Consider the following 19,330-nt stretch of genomic DNA (forward strand, 5'->3'; position numbering starts at 1 on the left):
GCGGATAGCATTTGTTTAGCTCGTAATAGATTTACCCTGTTAAAAATACGAAAAATAAGCGAATATGAAAATATCTTGAAGGCTCAATCTAAGAATCAGTGCTTGACAGCGTAACGTCGAACGAGCGGAGAGGAAGAGGGAGGCTGGAGAAGTGAAACGTTCGCCTTTGCCCAGGGATTTCAACCGCTGAGGCGGTTACATTCAAGAAATCTGGGGACAACAGCGATCGGAAGCCCCCTCTTGCTCGCAGCGCTCCCCCCAAGTTGATGTCAAGAACTGATTTTTCGTGTAGAGCCGTTTTGAAAGGGGATAACTTTAATGCTTATGTCAGATATGCGTGCCAGAATTCAGACTGAACTGCTCGCCATTGAGCAGGAGGAACAGGTCCGTATTCTCTATGCTTGTGAATCTGGAAGCCGGGCATGGGGGTTCCCGTCCCGCGACAGCGATTATGATGTCCGTTTTATCTATATTAGACCTGCCAAGTGGTATTTGTCGATCTTTGAGGGCCGGGATGTTATTGAGCGTCCGGTTGACGGGTTGCTTGATGTGAACGGCTGGGATTTGAAAAAAGCGCTGAGGCTGTTCCGAAAAAGCAATCCTCCGCTGCTGGAATGGCTCCACTCCCCTATTCAATACATGGAACAGTATTCAGTTGCTGAGCAAATTCGCAAGCTGTCTCCGCTTGCTTTTGCCCCTAAATCTTGCATGTACCATTATTTGAATATGGCGAAGGGTAACTACAGAGATTACCTGCAAGGCGAACAAGTGAAAATTAAAAAGTATTTTTATGTGCTGCGACCGGTGCTAGCCTGTGCCTGGATCGAGCAGTTCAATACGATGCCGCCGCTGGAGTTTCCTCTGCTGGTACAGACTCTTCTTCAGGACGGGAGCCAGTTGCGGGTAGAAATTGAGGAATTGTTGGTCCGCAAAAGGGCAGGGGAAGAGCTGGACAAGGGGACGCGGATTGGAATTCTTAACGATTATTTGGAGGAACGAATAACATATTATGATCAGCTTGCTGCAAGCATGGAAGCAGCGGCAGCAGATCAGGATGAGCAGCTTGACCAGTTATTTTTGAGCGCGATCTGTGAAGTGTGGGGAAGGGATTTACGAACAGAATAGAAGGATTATAATAGATGAAAAGCGTTTGGATTTATTTGGCTAGTCTACTTGGCCACAGTCAGGCATGAGCTTCCTTGCTCCGTGAAGCTAAAAGACGGATGCGGCTTAACAGATCAGAGAGGTGATGCATATGTCGGATCAATTGTCGAAGTCTCAGCATTTAGCGCTGGAGCATATCACAAAGTATGCAAGAAGCCGAAAGGACGCTGCACAATCAGCCATCAAAGATATACTTCATATGTCCAATATTCCTTGGCAAAGCTATGAGACCGCCGTAATGAAAATGTTTTCGCATGCCAGGGTGGCCCTGCATTTTCATCCTGACCGTCCAGTTGGGGACATGTCAAGTGTAGCAGAGGCATTGCTGGAGCAGGGAATATATAAGAGCCAGTTCGAAACTCTCATTTCAAATGGCAGCGTATCGGCTTATCCGGGAGGAGCGCGGGATTTATGGGAGGAAAAGTTGTTTGGGGGTGCCTATCAGTCTGAGGACACGACGAATAGCCAGCGCCCCAAATATGGGGCATTGGATTTGATGCTGCACCCGGACGGGCCTGCGCCGCGGTTCGGGTCATGCTATTTCCTTCTGGCCCCCAAGGTTTCCGGCCGCTGTACATTTACATATGGAGATTCGCATGATGACCCGGACGAAAAGGGAACTTATAAGGAATTTGACGACATATTAGCCGCTCTTTTAAATGATGCTTTTTTTCGGGAGTACGTCATTGGTGCAAAAGATGTGACACCACAAAAATTGATGAACCATCTCTTCTACAATCTTGAACAGCCTTATATAGAACCTTCCAATTGCAAGCCCATCCGCAATTTGAACCACTATATCGAAGCCCAGATTCACGGGGATATTACATTGCAGGACGACGTAGACATCCTTGTTGCTGACCCGTCTTTCAAGGGCACTTACTTCGGACAGGTGCTTGAGAGGCTATGCTTGAAGTATTCCATACGGCTTTATTGGCATATGGGATTTATGATGCGAGCGGAAGAAGTGCCAGCAGATTTTAGAGGACCGGCCTTGCCTTCCTTAGCCAAACGGATTGCACAGAATGATTACATTGATGCCAGTGTGATCGGGGATGCTGTCAACCATTTGAAGCATCATCCTGATCAATGGAGCGACAGGGGGGAACATGCCGGGGTGCTCCAGGAATTAAAATATATGTGGCATATTCTAGTCCGGTTTGGCGGTGGTGATGGGTGGAAGGCAAATGTATGATCCTGATAAGGAAACACGGGAATCCGTCACTGGATGCCCATGTTTCCTTATGCTCAAATTGTTTGTGGGAAATTTCATTAATAGCAGCAGGTTGTCCGTAGACGGGGATCAGGAACATATTTCGTTTTGCCAGGATTGCCTTCCGCCCTTAGAACGGTCAGATCATTCAAGCGGACGATGAACGACCACAGGCTGTCAAAACGCAGTTCTTTTTTGTATTGGCAGACAAAGCCGCATTTGCCGGATAAAATATCCTGGGCCAGCTGCATCGGGTCCTGACCAGAGCTCTTCATCAGGGCTTGAAGGACATTATGGTAACGTGTCTGGGTCGAATACCAGTCCGGCTCCGGGCGATGGTCCAGAGCGGTCATCGCTGGATCAATAAATTGATTGGTAGCAATCAGGAACCGTTGTCCGGGCCCGGGTTGCCGGATAGCCATTCCTGCCGGACAGCATTCTACAACCGCCATGTCGCCGGTACGGTCTGCCAGAACGATATTCTGTGATGTGCATAACGGCAAAGGACGCAGAAGCAGAATGGCTTCTTGAACAGTCCGGGCTTTCTCCAACAAGTAACGTACGAGGATAAGGAAATTAAACCCGGGTTTGGTCGATTTGGAAGCCACAAAGGTCATTCCGACAGCAAGACCATGTTCATTGACCCCGTCTTCTTTACCGATTAATGAATCTCCCTGGCCTAGAAATGAATACCCGGAAAACGGCCTATACAGGCAGCTCTCGGTTGTTTTTTTGAATTGGGAGAACATATCATAATTACGGGCAAAAATCACATCATCTCCATGTTGAAAACAGAAAGTCGTGCAACCAAAATCTTCGCCATGAATTCCAATATTCAAGATAAAGGAGGCAAACCCTTCATAGGGAACATGCAAGCCCTCGGCCATTCCGCTGATCTCGTCAATAATTTCAGGGTAGTAGGTTTTGCAGATTGATTCGGAATTCATTCCGAATGCCAAATGAGTCTCATTTACAGGCAATAGAGAATCAAGACGAACCCCATTCTTATACAATAAGCTTCCATATTTGTACCCCATATCATAATGATGGCCTTGCAAACGCGGATGATACATGTGCATACTCTCCTTTTCTTTTATAGCGGATACCTGTATTTTAAAGAGAGCGATTCACATTTTCTTGATGAATCCTGCTGTTTCTTTCCCCGTAGTCATGAGTGTCAGGAGCGGATTTATGGAGTACTTGGATCGGATAATGGCAAGTGTACGATATATTGAGCGTCATCTGGATCAAAAATTAAAAATTGATGATATTGCAAAGCATGCGGGATATTCGAGTTTCCATTTTCAAAGACTGTTTCACCAAATCACTTTTCAGACAATTGGACAGTACATCCATGCACGCAAAATGACTGAGGCGGCGAAAATGCTCCGCGAGAGCCGGCTTCGCATTGTGGATGTCTCGTATCAGTTTGGCTTCGAATCCCATGAGGCATTTACCAGAGCATTCAAGGCAAGGTTTGGAGTGCTGCCGAATCAGTGGAAGAGGTCGGCTGTCATTCCCCCTAACCTGATTATGCCCGCGCTAAAAGAGGACTACTTGGCCCATATTGGGCAGCTTGAGCCTGAGGCTATCGAACAGGTGGAGATGGAGGCGATGATGGTGCGGGGATATCATGCTGAGGATAGTACCATTGAAAATATTCATCGTAGTTGGGAGCAGCTATCCAATTCGTGTCTTAACCGGGATGTCCCCAAATACGGCATCGTCCAATACCCCGAGTGTATGGATGGAGAGGTTGCTTATTCCTACCTGGCTGCGACGGACATAGAGCAGTTGAAGGCATTGGAGGGACAGCAACGCTTTCATATTCCCGGAGGGAAATATCAGGTCTTCTGGCATCGGGGAGAAGTGGAAAAATTGCCTCTTACATACCGGTATATATACGGGACGTGGTTCACGAGAAATCCGGTTCCGTTGGTCGGCGGTTTTGACTTTGAATACTATGACGGGTCTTTTCAGGCTGTAAATGATGCGGAAGCGATGGTGAAAATTTATGTTCCGATTGCATGATTTTATAGGGATTGGAATATAAAATAAAGGAATTTTTAGAAGTGTTTTTGAAAATTTTTTAGAAAATACGTATCATATATAAAGCACCCGTGATGGGAATTACTCATATGTTACTCCCATATAAAAAAATGGCTCGCCCGTATTACGCATGCTTTTCAAAAGCAGAGGCTCGGCGAGATCTGTTGACTTAATCTTAGTTGAAATTCAACAATTTTTAAATTTCTAAATTTAAGGGGCAACTTATTATCCAATAACACAACCAAGACCCCCTGCATATGCTGAATTTACATCCATAATGGCCAGACAACAACACATAACAGGCTGCTAGAGCATCAGATTTTGGTGTATTGCAGTTTCTTTGCGGACTTTTCCCTGCTTTTCCCTGCTTTCTGCCTGATAACAGTTTGTTATCACTATATTTACCTGCTTTCAAATCACATTTAACTATCATATAATAGAAGATAGTTTATTTTTAATAATCATAGTGATATACAAGATCAGGTTTCAATGGGTCCAGAAAAGGTGTTTGACCAGGTTGCAGCCTGACTTGCTATGGAGATGAAGCAGGAGCGCCTGGATTTTCTTCAAGTATTATCATGGTAAGGACGGTAAACATGAGTAACAGACAAAACACAACAGATGTTATCTTGATTGGTGCCGGAATCATGAGTGCGACTTTAGGGTCGCTACTGAAAGAATTAGTGCCGGACTGGGAAATTACAGTGTATGAGAGGCTTGCTAAAGCAGGCGAAGAAAGTTCGAACGAGTGGAATAATGCAGGAACGGGTCACGCTTCACTGTGTGAGCTGAACTACACCGTTCAAAAACCGGATGGATCGGTAGACATCAGCAAAGCGGTCAAGGTAAATGAAGAGTTCCAGGTTTCAAGGCAGTTCTGGTCTTATTTGGTCAACAGCAAACTCATTCGCAACCCGCGGGACTTCATCGCGTCCGTACCTCATATGAGCTTTGTTCATGGGGAGAAGGATGTTACGTTTTTGAAAAAACGTTTTGAAGCGATGTCCAATAATCCGCTATTTCAGGGTATGGAATTTTCCGATGACCCGGCCAAACTTGCACAGTGGATTCCGCTGATGATGCAAGACCGGTCCGCGAATGGACCGATTGCCGCAACAAGAATTGAATCCGGTACGGATGTCAACTTCGGTGCTTTAACGCGCATTATGTTTGACCATCTGAAGAGCAAAAACGTTGGTATCAAGTTCAAGTATAATGTGGATGATATTACGCGTACCAGCGACGGTTTGTGGGAATTGAAGGTACGTAATATCGATAACGGTACTGTAGAACGCCAACGGGCCAAATTCGTCTTTATCGGCGGCGGTGGAGGAAGCTTGCATCTGCTGCAAAAATCCGGTATCCCGGAAGGAAAAGGAATCGGAGGATTTCCGGTCAGCGGACTATTTATGGTTTGCCAGAACCCGGATATTGTAGCGAAGCATCATGCCAAAGTATACGGCCAAGCTCCGGTTGGCGCGCCACCAATGTCGGTTCCGCATCTGGATACAAGAGTCATCGACAACAAAGAATCGCTGCTCTTTGGACCATTTGCCGGTTTTTCACCGAAGTTTTTGAAGACGGGTTCAATGTTCGATCTGATTACGTCCGTAAAACCGCATAATCTCGTTACGATGATGGCGGCGGGCGTGAAGAACATGTCGCTTACCACCTACCTGATCAAGCAGGTTATGCAATCCAAGGAACAGCGCATGGAAGCTTTGCGGGAATTTATCCCGAATGCAAAGAGCGAGGATTGGGATCTGCTCGTGGCTGGCCAGCGTGTACAAATTATCAAGGATACGGCTGCAGGCAAAGGAACCCTGCAATTCGGTACAGAGGTTATCAGTGCCGCGGACGGTTCGATTGCTGCGCTGCTGGGGGCTTCGCCAGGCGCTTCAACTGCCGTGTCCGTCATGCTTGAAGTTATCCAGAAATGCTTCCCGCAGCATGTGGAGGCATGGGAGCCGAAATTAAAAGAAATGATTCCTTCTTACGGTGTGAAGTTGTTGAGTAAACCTGAACTTATTCGTGAGATTCATTCTTCTACAGCACAGGCGCTTGGCCTGAACAGCGAACCGCCCCTTGTAGAGCGGACAGCAGAAGAAGTCAAAATGGGCTGAACTATGAACACTTGATAAAGCCTGATGGTATAACTGCAAGACAGATGAGGCAGCGCCTGGAATTCCGGGTGCTGCCTTATTTATTTGACTTTGCAGGTGGTCCCGGAAAATGCATGTCAAATATAGGACATCAGGCAAATGGGTCTCACACCCGCTAAATGATATGATAAAGGATAGTGAGAGCAATATAATTCAGGAGGATTATTTTATGTATATCGTATCTCAGCCAAGGCCGCTGTCCCAAGATCCCTGTCAAGGGCTGCCCAAGGAAGCCGCCGCAATGATGCCACTGGCATATGTCCGGTTTCTGCAGCAATTTGGAGAAGGGACATACAGAGGGTGGATGAACGTCTCTATGCCGGATACAGAGGTGCTTCAGCCCTTTGCCGAATATGATCTATGGGAGCATGGCGAAGACAGCCCGATATCGCAGCAGCAGATCGGAGAGTGTATCGCGATCGGCTCAACGGCGGACGGTGACTTTTTGGCGGTGCATCCGGGCACATCGCAGCTGCTTTGGCTGCCCAGGCATGAGGAAGCGATCAGGGTGATTTCGATGCCGGTACAGGAGAAGGAGCAAGTGGAAGGACGGTTATACGCGGGGCTATTAGATACTCTGTTTATCCAAGTGTATGGCAGCGGGCAGGAGGGAGCCGTATATTACGAACCCTGGTCGGATACCCGCAGCCATCGCTTTTTACGGTTGCCGCCGGAAGGAAGGAAGCTGACGCTGCCGGAATTGGCCGGAATGTGCCGCGCGGCATTCCCGCCTGATCTGGTTCATGAAACTAAATATTCCGGACTTTTGTTTTACAAGCAGTTGGGTGGTTACATCCGGTTTAATTATGCCAATGAGCAGGAGGTTGCCCTTTTCTATGAACAGGATGCCGGGCCTATATATTCCGTTATAGAGCAGTGGCTGCTTTCCGAGGGATGTACGGCATATTAACCGTCAATAAGGAGGACAGGCTCATGAGAATAGATTTTTATCTTGATACACATGGCACTTGCGCGGGCCAATTGAGAGATGAACTCTTGCCTCTGGAAGAAGCGGCACAGTCATGGAAGTTTCCGTATGCGATTACTATTGTATGGCGGATCTTGCCGGAAAGCTATGGCCGCAAAACGTTCAGACGCTTCGATAGCAGAGATCATACACTAGCCTTGGATATGAGTATCAGCTATGAGCAGTATTTGCGGATGTCCAAAAATGAACAGCGCGAAGCCTTAGGCATCGGTCTGTATGATTACTTGGCAGAGTCTATTGCAAAATATAAGAAATATGCGGACACAGAAGCCCAAAAGCTGCTGCTGGCAAATATCCAGAATTGGATGCTGGAGAACAATTGGCTGAATGGAAAAATCAATCAGGCACGGGAGCTGCTGATGCAAGACATTGGTCTTTTCGAGGTCAGTCAGCAATTAAAAATACCGCTCAAGGAAGTGGAGTATATTTTGCTCCGTTTGGATGGTTATGAGCCGGCGGATGCCCATCCGGACAATATTACCGCAGCAAAAGCCCCGCCTTATGGACTGTAAAGCAGGCTATAAGGCGGGGGATTGGGGATCTGCAAGAAATCTAACTCATGTCCTCAATCACCGTCTCCAAAATATACCTCGTATGATCTTCAAGCTTCCCGTTCATGTGCTCCCGGATGACAGGAAGAGCTGATGCTCCAAGTCCGGCTAGTTGTTCATAGGCTTCGTAGTCTGTCTTCCAGAAGCTGTACGGACTGCCTTCGCAGAATTCTCCTCCCTCGATCACGGTAACCCAGTGCATCACCTGCTCGTCCAGGGGCTTTTGCTGTACGGCATGTACAGCCTCGCGCCCAGGTCAATGTACATTCGCAGAGCACCGGCCTGCTTGCAAAATAGTGCCTGCCATTTGAGGTCTTTTAAGACCTAAGCCCGGTTGTAATGGACTTCACAGTTCTCTATACTTTTCATAAAACTTGAAACAGGAGCAGATATCGGATGATTACACTAAAGGATATCGGTAAATTCGAGCAGCTTCCGGAGATCGCAATGCTCATATACAAAGGCGACGAAATGGCTCTGCAGACTGCGATTGCTGAGGGCTGGAATATCGAAGAGGATATTAAACTTAGCCAGCATTCAACATTAAGCCCTTTGGATCTGGCGCTTATAGCAGAACAGTCCGGGGTGGTTAAGCTGCTTGTCGAGCATGGCGCGGATCTGAATGTGAAGCAGAATCCCGCTTTTTTGAAGGCGGTCCGTTATTGCAAACCGGATATTGTCCGTTATATTGCAGCGCAAGGCGGCAAGCCGGATAAGCAGAATCATGTCGGATCTGGTGCGTATTCTCAGGCCTATTATGGCAACAAAGCTAATATTCCGCTTATTCAAGAGCTGGGACTGGATATTAAAAAGCACGGCAGCACGGTATTGCGCCAGGCTGTATCTGATCATGACAAGAAAACGATTGATTATTTGCTGGGCTGCGGGGCGGACATTAATTATAATGAGCCGGATATGGTCTATCCCTATAGGGCGACACCATTGACTGTTGCAGCGAGAATGGGCAATCTGGCGATGGTCAAATATCTGATAGAACGCGGAGCAGACGTAACCTTGCAGGAGAAGGATGGCGAGCGGGCCTATACAATAGCGGTCAGCAGCAAAAATATGGCTATGGCTGACTATCTCAAATCACTGGAGCCGCCAGAGTTCCATCATGTGGAGAACAGAAAGTATGAGCTGAAAAAATTTAAACTGACGGATGAAATGGTCCGCTTTCTCACTGGAGATAATCTGCGGCTCGCGCTTAAAGAAAATGAATACAAGATTGGCTATATCGACTTTTTTACTTTGACGGATACCATAGAGTTGAAGGTCGGCCGTCAAAAGCTGCTGCGCTTGTCCGCCAACATCGACAACTACTCTCATTTGCAGCTGGTATGGAATCCGAAGAAAAAAGGGCAGATTGGCTGTTATGACATCGAGCATCAGGAGTATGCCGACTTGTGCAGCCTGGCGGATTTTCTCATGCAGCCTGAATACTACATTATCAAATTTATTGAAGGAGATTAAATGACTTATGGCGTATCAAACAATAAAAAATGTACGTGTCTGGGGAGCACCGGACGAAGGAGCTTTATCCCAGGCGGTCACCTGCTCGCAGCATGGGAATGTCATTCAGGCGTTGTTGATGGCCGACCATCACAAAGGCTACAGCCAGCCAATTGGCGGGGTGCTGGTCTATGACGGGCAAATCTCGCCTTCGGGGGTCGGGTACGACATCGCCTGCGGGAACAAGGCGGTGCGAACAACGCTGATGGCGGCGGATATCAAGCCTGTGCTGCCACAAATTATGAATCAAATTGCAAGCAAAATATCTTTCGGCATGGGCCGGGTTAATGATGAGCCGGTAGATCATGAGCTGTTCGATGATCCGGATTGGGCCGTGTATGCCGCAATCGGCAAGCAGGAGCATGATAAGCTGAAGGCGCTGGCACGCCAGCAGCTTGGAACGGTTGGGAGCGGCAATCACTTCGTGGACCTGTTCGAGGAAACGGCTACAGGGCGGTTATGGGCAGCCAATCACTTCGGCAGCCGCGGCTTCGGACATAAGACGGCGAGCGGTTTTCTGAATCTTGCAGCAGGCCGTGAATTTCTGGGGAAAGCGCCGGGTGAGCATATGGATCAGCCTCCTGTGCTGCTGAAACTGGACAGCGAGCTTGGGGATATGTATGAACGGGCGATGAAGCTGGCAGGACGTTATGCATATGCAGGACGGGATTATGTGATTCAGCAGGTACTGTCCATTCTAGGGGCGAAAGCTGATTTCACCGTACATAATCATCACAATTTTGCCTGGAAGGAAGAGCATGAAGGGAAGCAGACGATTGTCGTTCGCAAGGGAGCGACTCCTTCGGCGCCAGGGCAGCTTGGTTTTATCGGCGGGAGTATGGGAGATATCTCGGTTATTGTACAGGGCAAGGATACGGAGGAAAACAAAGCTTCCTTCTACAGCACCGTTCACGGCGCAGGCCGTGTAATGAGCCGGACCAGAGCCGCAGGCAAGATGAATTGGAAGACCCGCACCCGCAGCGGCGGAGAAATAACTCCGAAGCAAATGAAGGAAGCAGTCGAGCGATACGGCGTCGAACTGCGAGGGGCGGGAACCGACGAGAGCCCGTTCGTCTACCGCAAGCTTCAGGGTGTATTGGATGCGCACAGCGATACAATTGAGGTGCTCCATGTGCTAAAGCCGATTGGCGTATGTATGGCGGGCGCGGATGAATTTGATCCGTATAAGGATTAACTGAGCTCTTATGAAAACGTAAATAAAGAGGGTCCAAGCCGAGCTGTCAGCAGACACGGATTCAAGTACAAACTGGATAATATTAACGGCATCAAAACTGCGAATTTACAGGGTCCACAGGCAACCTTCTTCCCGGTCAGGCCGTCTATTAGGCAAAGAGCAATTGTGATGGAGGATATGGCTATGCGACCTTTTGCTATCCGCAAATGGCACCGGATTGCTGTCGGTATGGGAGCTGCAATCTTGTGTGCGATGATTTATTATACAACCGTCTATAGTGCTGTAAATGAGAAGGTAATTGTTGCTCCTGCGCTGTACCTTTCGTACCATTCGGCAGAAGAGCTGTTCCAGGAGGCTGACCTGATCGTGATCGGTTCAACGGAACAGAACTTCGGAGACAGGGAGCATATGACCAGTTCACTGGCTCTCAAAGGGTCTTTGCAGGATTTTTATACGGTGACAACAGTTAAGGTGGATAAGGTCATTAAAGGACCAATCAGTGAAAACACCGAGATCCGCGTCGGAGAGCCAATCAGCTATTCCCAAGGACTCGATGGAATCTCGAAGATTACAAGGCCTAACTACAAAGAGCTGCAAAAAGGCAGCAAATATCTGCTGTTTCTCAAGAAAAATGATAAAGGCTGCTTTTTCGTGATGAGCGGCAGTCTCGGCAAATATAATATTGACAGCACCGACCCCGAGAGGGAAATGAATGAAACCAAGCAGCACATACTTGGAGAAATCCTGCAGGATAGCCGCTTTGCCATCATCCATTTATAATCCATCTGAATAAATAGAGGCTTAACCTACAAAGCCGGCTTCAGGCATATGCCAGAGGCCGGCTTTGTGTATGGGCATAAAGCCAGTAGCTTCTTACCGGATAAAAGGGTTGTCACGCTTTGGCCGGATCAACTAGAATGGAATAGCTCGCATGTATGGCGGTGCAATATTTAATTTGAGTATGATAAAAAAGCGAGGCGGAAAAATGAAAGGCTTATCTATTCTACTGGGCTTTACGCTGCTCGGCTACTTGATTCGTTCGGTGCTCGATATTCCAGTTGCAGGAAATGTAATTGGCTTGATTTTGCTTGTTATCAGTTTGTTTGCAGGATGGGTGAAGCTGGAGTGGGTGGAGGACACGGCGCAATTTTTGCTGCGTCATATGATGATCTTTTTTGCCCCCATCATTGTCGGTACGATGCTGTTCTTCGGGAGAATCGGCTCGGAATGGCTACCCATTGCGGCAAGCCTGATTGGCGCAACCGTCATTGTGCTGCTTGTATCCGGGTATGTGACAGCACGGCTAGCGGGAAAGCAGGAGGAAAAGGCCCATGAATAGTGAGGCATTCTATGACATGCCTTTATTCGGCATGACGGTCACCGTGTTGTTTTATACCTTGGCCCAACTGGTCAATCGCAGGTTCCGCTGGCTGAATCCGTTATTTCTGACGGCTGGCAGCCTCATGCTGCTGCTTCTGGTTTTCAAGATTCCCTACACCTCTTACCGGGCAGGCGGAGACATCATCACCTTTTTTCTGGGGCCTGCAACTGTCGCCCTTGCGGTTCCCTTTTATAAATATGCGAACAAGCTGAAAGGGCAACTGCTTCCGATTGCCGCCGGGGTTGCAGCGGGCGCGGTAAGCGGTCTTCTCTCCGTATGGTTATTGTCCAGTCTGCTCTCGGCTTCCAGGGAGACCTTGCTGTCCATGCTTCCCAAATCGGTGACAGCCCCGGTTGCGATTGAGATTGCCCGCACACTTGGCGGCACACCTGAATTGGCCGGTGTCTTCACTGTGCTGACGGGGCTGCTCGGCAGCATGATAGGGCCCCAGCTATTAAAGCTGTGCCGCATTCGCAGCGATGCAGCAATCGGAACAGCAATGGGAACTGCGGCCCATGGGATTGGTACGGCACGCATTTTGCGGGATTCCGAACTGCAGGGAGGAATTAGCGGTTTTGCCATGGGACTCTCAAGCATGCTGACACCGCTATTGTGCATTCCCCTTGGATGGTGGTGATTCATCCTTCGCCGGATAGCCCTGCCTGAAAACGGAATGAAGGCTTGTGCAACTTTTTCCATATAGAGACGTATATAACAGGCATAGACAAGGAACGGAGGCAATCCTATGAACTCATCGATTACAGTTGCAGAAGCATTGGCAGTCCGAAGCGCCATTTCCCGCCGGATTAGCCAGTTGTCCCATGAACGCGAGCTAAACAGCATGTCGGTTATTGAAAAGGGAGAAGTGGCGGAATACCCCTCCCGGACAGTCGATATGATTACATCCGAGCTGAATCGGGTAATGGCGGATTTCCGCAGGCTGGATCTGTTAATTGCCATTTCCAATACAACAACGGTAATTCAGTGGAATAATGGCGAACTGAAGGTGCTGGAGGCCATTGAGCTCGCCAAGCAGACCCGGAATGAGTCAGCCTATCTGTCCCAGCTTGGAAGCCGCAAGAAGCTGGAACGCCAGCTTAATAGAGGGACGGCGGACGGAGGCAAAAGCCTGTTCACAGTTGCGCTTTACGATCCTGAAGCGTATATGGAGCTTGCCAAGAAGAAGGAGAGAGAGGCTACAAAACTGTCCTCCTTGATCGAACAATCCAATCATTTGAATCATGTGGACTTTGACGCTACGGAATACACGGGTTAAGCTGTCCTTGGACGGCTTGGGGGCAGCATTCCAGCCGGGCTGATGTCTCCAAGCCGGTCCAAGGACCGGAAAGCAGGAAAGTGCGGGCGGCCGTTTATTGTTTGTCGGATACAAACATATACTTTACATCCAAAAGGGATTCTATAGCATAACGGATCACAACTTACGATTCGCCAGCTTACATGCTTACATCTAACGGACTTTAGAGCATATTTGAGAAGCCCCGTTTCCTGCTTTTAAAATAGACATAACAATTCCCAATTGACAGAATCATTAAAAATTTGCATAATTAGAATGAACATTCGATCTAATGAATGTCTTTTATTTTCACTTCATTAGAATGATCGTTCGATCTACTGTTGAAATTATAAATATGGAGGTTGAATCATTATGGCAAAAACAATTTTCATTACAGGCACAAGCTCTGGCCTTGGCAAGTTAACAGCGATTCATTTTGCAAAGCTTGGCTGGAATGTAGCAGCAACGATGCGCACTCCTGAGAAGGAAACCGAGCTTACGGCTTATGAGAACATCAAAATATTCAAGCTGGACGTTACAAACCTGGGGCAGGTGAATTCAGCAGTAAGCCAGGCTATTGAAGCTTTTGGCAGCATTGATGTTGTTGTCAATAATGCCGGAATGGGGGCATATGGCGCACTGGAGCTGGCCGAGGAGAAGGACATTGATTGGCAGTTTGCAGTGAATACCCGCGGACCGATTAATGTGATCCGCAAATTTTTGCCGCATTTTCGTGCCAACGGTGAAGGCATGTTCATTAATATCAGCTCCATTGTCGGATTAACGACGGCTGTTCCGCTTGGTTCCTTGTATAATATGTCCAAGTTTGCTCTCGAAGGATTGTCGGAAGGGCTGTTCTATGAACTGAAATCACTCAATATTGATATCCGGCTCATTGAACAGGGGGGATCATCAGGTAATAATTTTGTAGATAATATCGTATGGAATACAGACGACAACATTACGGCCTATGATGAGCTGACAGCTAAAGTAAAACAGAGAATGCATTCTGCAGACCCGGGCTTGCATGATGATCCGCAAACCATCGTAAATGCAATTGAGAAGCTGGCAACCAGAGAAATCAATACGTTCCGCAACGTTATTGGCACTTCGGGACAGTCACTGCTCGCCCTGCGGAATTCGGTTCCGATTGAGGAATATTTGGAGACAATCGGGAAAAACTTTATTTAAACCTGACAGATCCTGACAACGACGACGCGATTAAGATCGGGCTAGCGTGGAGAAGAAGTTATGGTTTGACAAATGGGCTCACCCTGCCTAAAATGGAATGAACGTTCGATTTATGAAAGATGTTCATTTGATTGGAGGTGTGCGTTCATGTTTGACCGATATAACAAGGTGCAGAAGGCTGTGCTTGAAACGACGTTATCTCTCATTATTGAGAAGGAGCTTCAAGCAACCTCCATGTCTCTGATTGCGAAAAAGTCAGGCATATCGACAGGAAGCATCTATCATTATTTTGATAGTAAAGAGACGATTATTAATGAGCTGTACAAGGCGATTGTTCTGTTTAACGGGGAATATGTGCTACAAAATGTCTATACGGATGAGCCGCTCCGGACAAGGCTTGAGCGGGCATGGGAGAATATGATCCGCCTGTCTCTTGAATACCCGAAGGGCTTTCAGTTCATTGAACAATATTCGTTCTCGCCATATATACACGATGAATCGAAGAGGCAGGCCTATGAAGGCGGATGGTGCGGCCCGTTAAAGCAGCTGTATCAAGAGGCGGTTGAGCAAGGCTTGTTCATTCCAATGGACCCGTTCTCGATGGTACAAATGCATTACGGATCATTTGTTTATGTCATTAAGGCTCACTTGAACAGGGAAGTAGCGATTACAGATGATCTCATCCGGCAGCTTCTTCAGGTGACGTGGAACAGCGTGAGCGCAGACAAGCAATAACAGGATGGAGACGTCCCGCGGCAGCGGGGCGTTTTTTGTTTGCATCTAAAAGCAATAATAAGCTTTTCCTTACAAATGGGCTTCTATTTCAACGGTCGCAAAATGTAGATTTGACCCTCAAGGCCGGCAAGCTATTCAGGCTTGTTAAAATAGGGATAATCTTTCTCTGATATAATAGCTGCAGCACAAAATAAGGGGGCTTGGAAAGTGGATGCTGCTGCAGTTCAAAAGAAGAAAACAGAACGATTGCGCGCTGTTATGGAGGTATTGGCGGTTTCAACCAAGCTCGGCTTCACTTCATTCGGCGGGCCAGTGGCTCATCTGGGGTATTTTCATAACGAATACATAAAGCGCAGACAGTGGATGGATGACCGCAGCTATGCGGATTTAGTGGCGCTGTGTCAATTCCTCCCGGGTCCTGCGAGCAGTCAGGTTGGCATAGGCATTGGCGTGATGAGAGCCGGATTATTAGGCGGAATTGCCGCCTGGATCGGCTTTACGCTCCCATCGTTAATCGCATTGGTGCTTTTCGCATATCTGCTTCACGGATTTGATATTGCCCAAGCAGGCTGGATTCACGGACTCAAGCTGGTGGCTGTTGCCATTGTAGCTCAAGCTGTCCTGAGTATGGGACAAAAGCTTGCCTCCGGCCGTAGTCGAGCAACAATAGCCATCTTGGCGATGGCGGTCGCTTTGCTGTGGCCAACAGCATGGAGCCAGATCATCATAATGATCTTGTCAGCAATTGCGGGGATGATGCTGTACAAGGCGAACGATTCAGAACTTCCGGCAATCCGGGTGCCGGTCCGCCGTTCAACAGCAACAGGAAGCCTGATTTTGTTTGTTGTCTTGTTGATTCTGCTCCCTGTCCTTGCAAGCAGCGGCTCCTCACACTGGCTGTCTGTATTTGACAGCTTCTACCGCTCCGGTTCCCTGGTCTTCGGCGGCGGCCATGTCGTGCTTCCTCTCCTGGAGCGGGAGATTGTGCCCGCAGGCTGGCTGTCCAAGGGGGAATTTCTGGCCGGATATGGCGCGGCCCAGGCGGTTCCCGGACCGCTGTTTACATTCGCAGCATATTTAGGGGCATTAATGGGTGGCTGGTTCGGAGCTGTTGTCGCCACGCTTTCCATTTTTCTTCCTGCATTTCTGCTTGTGGTCGGTGCTTTGCCGTTTTGGGATATGCTGCGGAAAAGGCCGGGCATTCAAGGCGCACTTGCAGGCGTGAATGCAGCTGTAGTAGGCATTTTGATTGCTGCGTTATATAGCCCGATTTGGACCAGCACGATCTTGGACGGGACTGATTTTGCCATGGCGGCGATTTTGTTTGCATGTCTTGCCTTTTGGAAAGCTCCGCCGTGGCTGGTGGTGATTATTGGAGCACTAGGCGGATGGCTGGTTTCTTTATTTCAGGCCGTATAAAAAACAAAAAACGCCCGTTAACACGGAGCGTTTTTTGACATGATCAGCATGATATTGAACGTATTACAAAGTGATCGTTTCACCATCCCCGGGAACAAGCACTTTGGACGCAAGGCCCTGATCGGATACATGGCTTCGCAGTTCTTCACGGGTCAACAGGCAATGGTTTACGGCCTCCATATGGCAGACGATAATGGTCGCGTACTTGGCTGCCTTATGGACCTGGCGGATATCTTCCTTCGTCATCGTAATCGGATCAGCGCCCAGGGGTTGGGCTGCCCCGCCGTTCACGACAATAACTTGGGGCTGGTACGTCCCGATGGCTTCTGCAACCTCACTGCACCAGATGGTGTCCCCTGCAATATACAAGGTTTGCTCATCGTAATGCTGCATGACAATACCGGATACAGGTCCCATAAGCTTGCCGATCTCGCCAGTACCATGCTGGCCGCCTGTTTTAAACAACGTAATATCGCCGAGCTTTGCAGGAGCTTCAAAGGTCTGTACATTCAGAAAGCCTGATTTGCGTATCGTTTCCGCATCGTCTGCGGATTGGGCGAAGATCGGCATGTCTTTGGGCAGCAGGTCAACTGCAGCCTGATCAAAATGGTCGGGATGCAGGTGCGTCACCATGACAGCATCGGCTTTGATAATATCCGCAACAGGGACTGGCAGTCCGACGAGCGGATTCATTTTCTCTTGATTGGCTGTATTCGGAAATCCGGGATATGCGCCTTGCTCCGCAAGGAAGGGGTCCACCAGAATGGTTTGGCCTCCGTACCGGATGATGAGTGTTGCATTGCGTATAAGTTGAATGTTCATGATTGTATTGCCTCCTTTCATATTTCACAGGAATAGCATAATATAAGGACAAGAAGCGGTACACGGATGAAATCAAGTCTTTAGAGGCAAAAACTTGAATGTTGAAAGAGGTTTGAACATGCTCGACGATACGGATAAAAAAATCATCAAAGAACTTAAACAAGACGGCCGGATGACGATGAAGGAACTGGGAGAGCGGGTACACCTTACCGGACAGGCCGCAGCTAACCGCGTTCTCAAGCTGGAGGAAGAAGGCATCATTGAGGGCTATACGATCCGCATGAACAGGCAAAAAGCCGGGGATGCCGTGCAGGCTTTTATCCATATTTTCACGAAAACGATGGATCATTATCCGTTAATGCAGTTCATGGATCAGCATCGCCATGTAATCCTGAACAGTTATCGAATCAGCGGTGAGGGCTGTTACCTGATAGAGGTTGCTTTCCCGTCGAATACAGAGCTGGACGAGTTTCTTCAGGAGCTGAACCGCCATGCCAATTACAGGGTATCCATCGTGATCAGCAAGCAGTTCTAGCAGGATTTGCAGACTACTTTACGAGAATGAAACGGCAAGTATAGTTTAATGCCATAATTTCCAAGGAGGTATTATGCATACAACAATCTATTTGGTCCGACATGCGGAATCTCCTTATATAGCGGGGCAGGAGCTGACGAGAGGGCTTTCCCCGGCAGGATGGCTGGCCGCGCAAAAAGTAGCGGATATGCTGCAGGCAGCCGATATTCATGTGATCGTTTCGAGTCCCTATGCGCGGGCCAAGCAGACTGTGCAAGTGCTGGCGGAACGCAAAGGACTGCCAATTTTGGAGTTTGAGGCATTAAGAGAGCGCTTGATTATCGGACAAGATTATAACGCGGAATGGAACGAGGTTGTCCGGGCCATAGAGAAATCCTTTACAGATTTGGACTACAGCCTGGAAGCTGGAGAATCGACGGGAAGGGCACAGGAGCGTTCGCTTCCTGTTATTCGTCAGCTGCTTGCTGATTATCCAGGAAAAAATATCGTGATAGGGACCCATGGCAACATTATGACCTGTATCCTCAACTTTTTTGATTCCAGCTATGGATATGAATTTTGGCGCGGCACTTCGATGCCGGATATTTACCGTCTGAGGTTTGCGGGGCATGAGCTGACAAGCTTGGAACGGGTATGGAAACCATAAAAGGGGATGATAGGATGAGTCAACAGGTGACACCGATATTCAGAATTTTCGATGAGCAGAAAGCGAAAGAATATTATATGGAATTTCTCGGATTTCAATTGGATTGGGAGCATCACTTTGAAGAGAATTTCCCGCTGTATATGCAAATTTCCAAAGATCAGCTGATTTTACATCTGTCTGAGCATTACGGGGATTGTTCACCCGGTTCTGCGATCCGGATTTCAATCCCTAACCTTGATGCCTTCCATGAAACATTGCTTGCAAAGCAATATAAATACTCTCGTCCCGGAATTGAACATACGCCTTGGGACACCCGGGAAATGAACCTGACAGATCCGTTTGGCAACCGCTTAGTTTTTTATGAAGAGCGGACCTCTGGCGTATAGGTGCTGTAATTCAAACAGGGTTGCCCTCTGGCGAGATAAAGTGAAGTGCATGGCGCTTCGCTTTATTTCACTTGCCTTTTTGCAATC

The 19,330-nt window shown here is 48.1% G+C and carries 21 protein-coding genes; 18 read left to right on the plus strand and 3 right to left on the minus strand.

What is annotated here, in order from left to right:
- The first annotated feature begins 324 nt into the window (after window positions 1-324).
- Both H583_RS0109750 and H583_RS0109755 read left to right on the plus strand, forming a co-directional pair.
- Window positions 325-1,125, plus strand: coding sequence for a nucleotidyltransferase domain-containing protein (locus H583_RS0109750; RefSeq protein WP_028560296.1), 801 nt, complete (start codon window positions 325-327; stop codon window positions 1,123-1,125).
- A gap of 130 nt (window positions 1,126-1,255) precedes the next feature.
- Window positions 1,256-2,359 carry a DUF3626 domain-containing protein gene (locus tag H583_RS0109755; RefSeq protein WP_028560297.1) on the plus strand — a complete coding sequence of 368 codons (1,104 nt, stop codon included), beginning with the start codon at window positions 1,256-1,258 and terminating at the stop codon, window positions 2,357-2,359.
- A 77-nt stretch (window positions 2,360-2,436) separates the two neighbouring features.
- Here H583_RS0109755 and H583_RS0109760 read toward each other — a convergent pair whose 3' ends face one another.
- Window positions 2,437-3,450 (minus strand): C45 family autoproteolytic acyltransferase/hydrolase, encoded by a 1,014-nt coding sequence (locus H583_RS0109760; protein ID WP_028560298.1) that lies wholly within the window; start codon window positions 3,448-3,450, stop codon window positions 2,437-2,439.
- Window positions 3,451-3,568: 118 nt separating this feature from the next.
- Between H583_RS0109760 and H583_RS0109765 the strand changes: the two genes are divergently transcribed.
- The 4 genes from H583_RS0109765 to H583_RS0109780 all read left to right on the plus strand — a co-directional run bounded on the left by H583_RS0109765 (window position 3,569) and on the right by H583_RS0109780 (window position 8,088).
- Complete coding sequence (locus H583_RS0109765) at window positions 3,569-4,408, plus strand: helix-turn-helix domain-containing protein (protein ID WP_028560299.1); 840 nt, start codon at window positions 3,569-3,571, stop codon at window positions 4,406-4,408.
- A 596-nt stretch (window positions 4,409-5,004) separates the two neighbouring features.
- Entirely contained in the window at window positions 5,005-6,549 is a 1,545-nt protein-coding gene (locus H583_RS0109770) for a malate:quinone oxidoreductase (protein WP_081667077.1), read from the plus strand.
- 208 nt (window positions 6,550-6,757) lie between these two features.
- Complete coding sequence (locus H583_RS0109775; RefSeq protein WP_028560301.1) at window positions 6,758-7,498, plus strand: hypothetical protein; 741 nt, start codon at window positions 6,758-6,760, stop codon at window positions 7,496-7,498.
- Window positions 7,499-7,521: 23 nt separating this feature from the next.
- Window positions 7,522-8,088 (plus strand): hypothetical protein, encoded by a 567-nt coding sequence (locus H583_RS0109780; protein ID WP_028560302.1) that lies wholly within the window; start codon window positions 7,522-7,524, stop codon window positions 8,086-8,088.
- 40 nt (window positions 8,089-8,128) lie between these two features.
- Here the strand turns inward: H583_RS0109780 and H583_RS0109785 are convergent, their stop codons facing one another.
- Window positions 8,129-8,329, minus strand: a complete 201-nt coding sequence (locus H583_RS0109785; protein ID WP_028560303.1) for a hypothetical protein — start codon at window positions 8,327-8,329, stop codon at window positions 8,129-8,131.
- A 194-nt stretch (window positions 8,330-8,523) separates the two neighbouring features.
- On the opposite strand from H583_RS0109785, the gene H583_RS0109790 reads away from it, so the two are divergent.
- The 9 genes from H583_RS0109790 to H583_RS0109830 all read left to right on the plus strand — a co-directional run bounded on the left by H583_RS0109790 (window position 8,524) and on the right by H583_RS0109830 (window position 16,854).
- The gene (locus H583_RS0109790) at window positions 8,524-9,600 is read left to right on the plus strand and encodes an ankyrin repeat domain-containing protein (RefSeq protein WP_028560304.1); all 1,077 of its coding nucleotides are present in this window, start codon (window positions 8,524-8,526) and stop codon (window positions 9,598-9,600) included.
- A gap of 7 nt (window positions 9,601-9,607) precedes the next feature.
- On the plus strand, window positions 9,608-10,834 hold the full coding sequence (locus tag H583_RS0109795; RefSeq protein WP_028560305.1) for an RtcB family protein: 1,227 nt from the start codon (window positions 9,608-9,610) through the stop codon (window positions 10,832-10,834).
- A gap of 183 nt (window positions 10,835-11,017) precedes the next feature.
- Entirely contained in the window at window positions 11,018-11,614 is a 597-nt protein-coding gene (locus H583_RS0109800; protein ID WP_028560306.1) for a hypothetical protein, read from the plus strand.
- Window positions 11,615-11,819: 205 nt separating this feature from the next.
- Window positions 11,820-12,173, plus strand: coding sequence for a CidA/LrgA family protein (locus tag H583_RS0109805; protein ID WP_028560307.1), 354 nt, complete (start codon window positions 11,820-11,822; stop codon window positions 12,171-12,173).
- Entirely contained in the window at window positions 12,166-12,852 is a 687-nt protein-coding gene (locus H583_RS0109810) for an LrgB family protein (protein WP_028560308.1), read from the plus strand. Before H583_RS0109805 ends, H583_RS0109810 begins: the two co-directional genes overlap by 8 nt.
- A 108-nt stretch (window positions 12,853-12,960) precedes the next feature.
- Window positions 12,961-13,491 (plus strand): hypothetical protein, encoded by a 531-nt coding sequence (locus H583_RS0109815; protein WP_028560309.1) that lies wholly within the window; start codon window positions 12,961-12,963, stop codon window positions 13,489-13,491.
- 390 nt (window positions 13,492-13,881) lie between these two features.
- Window positions 13,882-14,700, plus strand: coding sequence for an SDR family oxidoreductase (locus H583_RS0109820; protein ID WP_028560310.1), 819 nt, complete (start codon window positions 13,882-13,884; stop codon window positions 14,698-14,700).
- Between the two features lie 147 nt (window positions 14,701-14,847).
- A complete protein-coding gene (locus H583_RS0109825) occupies window positions 14,848-15,435 on the plus strand; it encodes a TetR/AcrR family transcriptional regulator (RefSeq protein WP_028560311.1) in 588 nt (195 codons plus the stop codon).
- Between the two features lie 258 nt (window positions 15,436-15,693).
- Complete coding sequence (locus H583_RS0109830) at window positions 15,694-16,854, plus strand: chromate transporter (RefSeq protein ID WP_051236266.1); 1,161 nt, start codon at window positions 15,694-15,696, stop codon at window positions 16,852-16,854.
- A gap of 63 nt (window positions 16,855-16,917) precedes the next feature.
- Here H583_RS0109830 and H583_RS0109835 read toward each other — a convergent pair whose 3' ends face one another.
- Window positions 16,918-17,676, minus strand: a complete 759-nt coding sequence (locus H583_RS0109835) for an MBL fold metallo-hydrolase (RefSeq protein WP_028560313.1) — start codon at window positions 17,674-17,676, stop codon at window positions 16,918-16,920.
- Window positions 17,677-17,794: 118 nt separating this feature from the next.
- Here H583_RS0109835 and H583_RS0109840 point away from each other — a divergent pair, with 118 nt between their 5' ends.
- From H583_RS0109840 to H583_RS0109850, 3 genes are all read left to right on the plus strand, one after another.
- Window positions 17,795-18,211, plus strand: coding sequence for an Lrp/AsnC family transcriptional regulator (locus H583_RS0109840; RefSeq protein WP_028560314.1), 417 nt, complete (start codon window positions 17,795-17,797; stop codon window positions 18,209-18,211).
- 73 nt (window positions 18,212-18,284) lie between these two features.
- The gene (locus H583_RS0109845) at window positions 18,285-18,857 is read left to right on the plus strand and encodes a histidine phosphatase family protein (protein ID WP_028560315.1); all 573 of its coding nucleotides are present in this window, start codon (window positions 18,285-18,287) and stop codon (window positions 18,855-18,857) included.
- A gap of 14 nt (window positions 18,858-18,871) precedes the next feature.
- Window positions 18,872-19,243, plus strand: coding sequence for a glyoxalase superfamily protein (locus H583_RS0109850; protein ID WP_028560316.1), 372 nt, complete (start codon window positions 18,872-18,874; stop codon window positions 19,241-19,243).
- Window positions 19,244-19,330: the final 87 nt, after the last annotated feature.

Origin of the sequence: Paenibacillus pinihumi DSM 23905 = JCM 16419 (assembly GCF_000422505.1) — a bacterium.
Lineage (GTDB): Bacteria > Bacillota > Bacilli > Paenibacillales > Paenibacillaceae > Paenibacillus_D > Paenibacillus_D pinihumi.

What these genes read in the sequence shown, in the direction of transcription:
- H583_RS0109750 (WP_028560296.1), top strand. Translation starts at nt 325, where the DNA reads ATGTCAGATATGCGTGCCAGAATTCAGACTGAACTGCTCGCCATTGAG.
- H583_RS0109755 (WP_028560297.1), top strand. Translation starts at nt 1,256, where the DNA reads ATGTCGGATCAATTGTCGAAGTCTCAGCATTTAGCGCTGGAGCATATC.
- H583_RS0109760 (WP_028560298.1), bottom strand. Translation starts at nt 3,450, where the DNA reads ATGTATCATCCGCGTTTGCAAGGCCATCATTATGATATGGGGTACAAA.
- H583_RS0109765 (WP_028560299.1), top strand. Translation starts at nt 3,569, where the DNA reads ATGGAGTACTTGGATCGGATAATGGCAAGTGTACGATATATTGAGCGT.
- H583_RS0109770 (WP_081667077.1), top strand. Translation starts at nt 5,005, where the DNA reads ATGGTAAGGACGGTAAACATGAGTAACAGACAAAACACAACAGATGTT.
- H583_RS0109775 (WP_028560301.1), top strand. Translation starts at nt 6,758, where the DNA reads ATGTATATCGTATCTCAGCCAAGGCCGCTGTCCCAAGATCCCTGTCAA.
- H583_RS0109780 (WP_028560302.1), top strand. Translation starts at nt 7,522, where the DNA reads ATGAGAATAGATTTTTATCTTGATACACATGGCACTTGCGCGGGCCAA.
- H583_RS0109785 (WP_028560303.1), bottom strand. Translation starts at nt 8,329, where the DNA reads ATGCACTGGGTTACCGTGATCGAGGGAGGAGAATTCTGCGAAGGCAGT.
- H583_RS0109790 (WP_028560304.1), top strand. Translation starts at nt 8,524, where the DNA reads ATGATTACACTAAAGGATATCGGTAAATTCGAGCAGCTTCCGGAGATC.
- H583_RS0109795 (WP_028560305.1), top strand. Translation starts at nt 9,608, where the DNA reads ATGGCGTATCAAACAATAAAAAATGTACGTGTCTGGGGAGCACCGGAC.
- H583_RS0109800 (WP_028560306.1), top strand. Translation starts at nt 11,018, where the DNA reads ATGCGACCTTTTGCTATCCGCAAATGGCACCGGATTGCTGTCGGTATG.
- H583_RS0109805 (WP_028560307.1), top strand. Translation starts at nt 11,820, where the DNA reads ATGAAAGGCTTATCTATTCTACTGGGCTTTACGCTGCTCGGCTACTTG.
- H583_RS0109810 (WP_028560308.1), top strand. Translation starts at nt 12,166, where the DNA reads ATGAATAGTGAGGCATTCTATGACATGCCTTTATTCGGCATGACGGTC.
- H583_RS0109815 (WP_028560309.1), top strand. Translation starts at nt 12,961, where the DNA reads ATGAACTCATCGATTACAGTTGCAGAAGCATTGGCAGTCCGAAGCGCC.
- H583_RS0109820 (WP_028560310.1), top strand. Translation starts at nt 13,882, where the DNA reads ATGGCAAAAACAATTTTCATTACAGGCACAAGCTCTGGCCTTGGCAAG.
- H583_RS0109825 (WP_028560311.1), top strand. Translation starts at nt 14,848, where the DNA reads ATGTTTGACCGATATAACAAGGTGCAGAAGGCTGTGCTTGAAACGACG.
- H583_RS0109830 (WP_051236266.1), top strand. Translation starts at nt 15,694, where the DNA reads ATGGAGGTATTGGCGGTTTCAACCAAGCTCGGCTTCACTTCATTCGGC.
- H583_RS0109835 (WP_028560313.1), bottom strand. Translation starts at nt 17,676, where the DNA reads ATGAACATTCAACTTATACGCAATGCAACACTCATCATCCGGTACGGA.
- H583_RS0109840 (WP_028560314.1), top strand. Translation starts at nt 17,795, where the DNA reads ATGCTCGACGATACGGATAAAAAAATCATCAAAGAACTTAAACAAGAC.
- H583_RS0109845 (WP_028560315.1), top strand. Translation starts at nt 18,285, where the DNA reads ATGCATACAACAATCTATTTGGTCCGACATGCGGAATCTCCTTATATA.
- H583_RS0109850 (WP_028560316.1), top strand. Translation starts at nt 18,872, where the DNA reads ATGAGTCAACAGGTGACACCGATATTCAGAATTTTCGATGAGCAGAAA.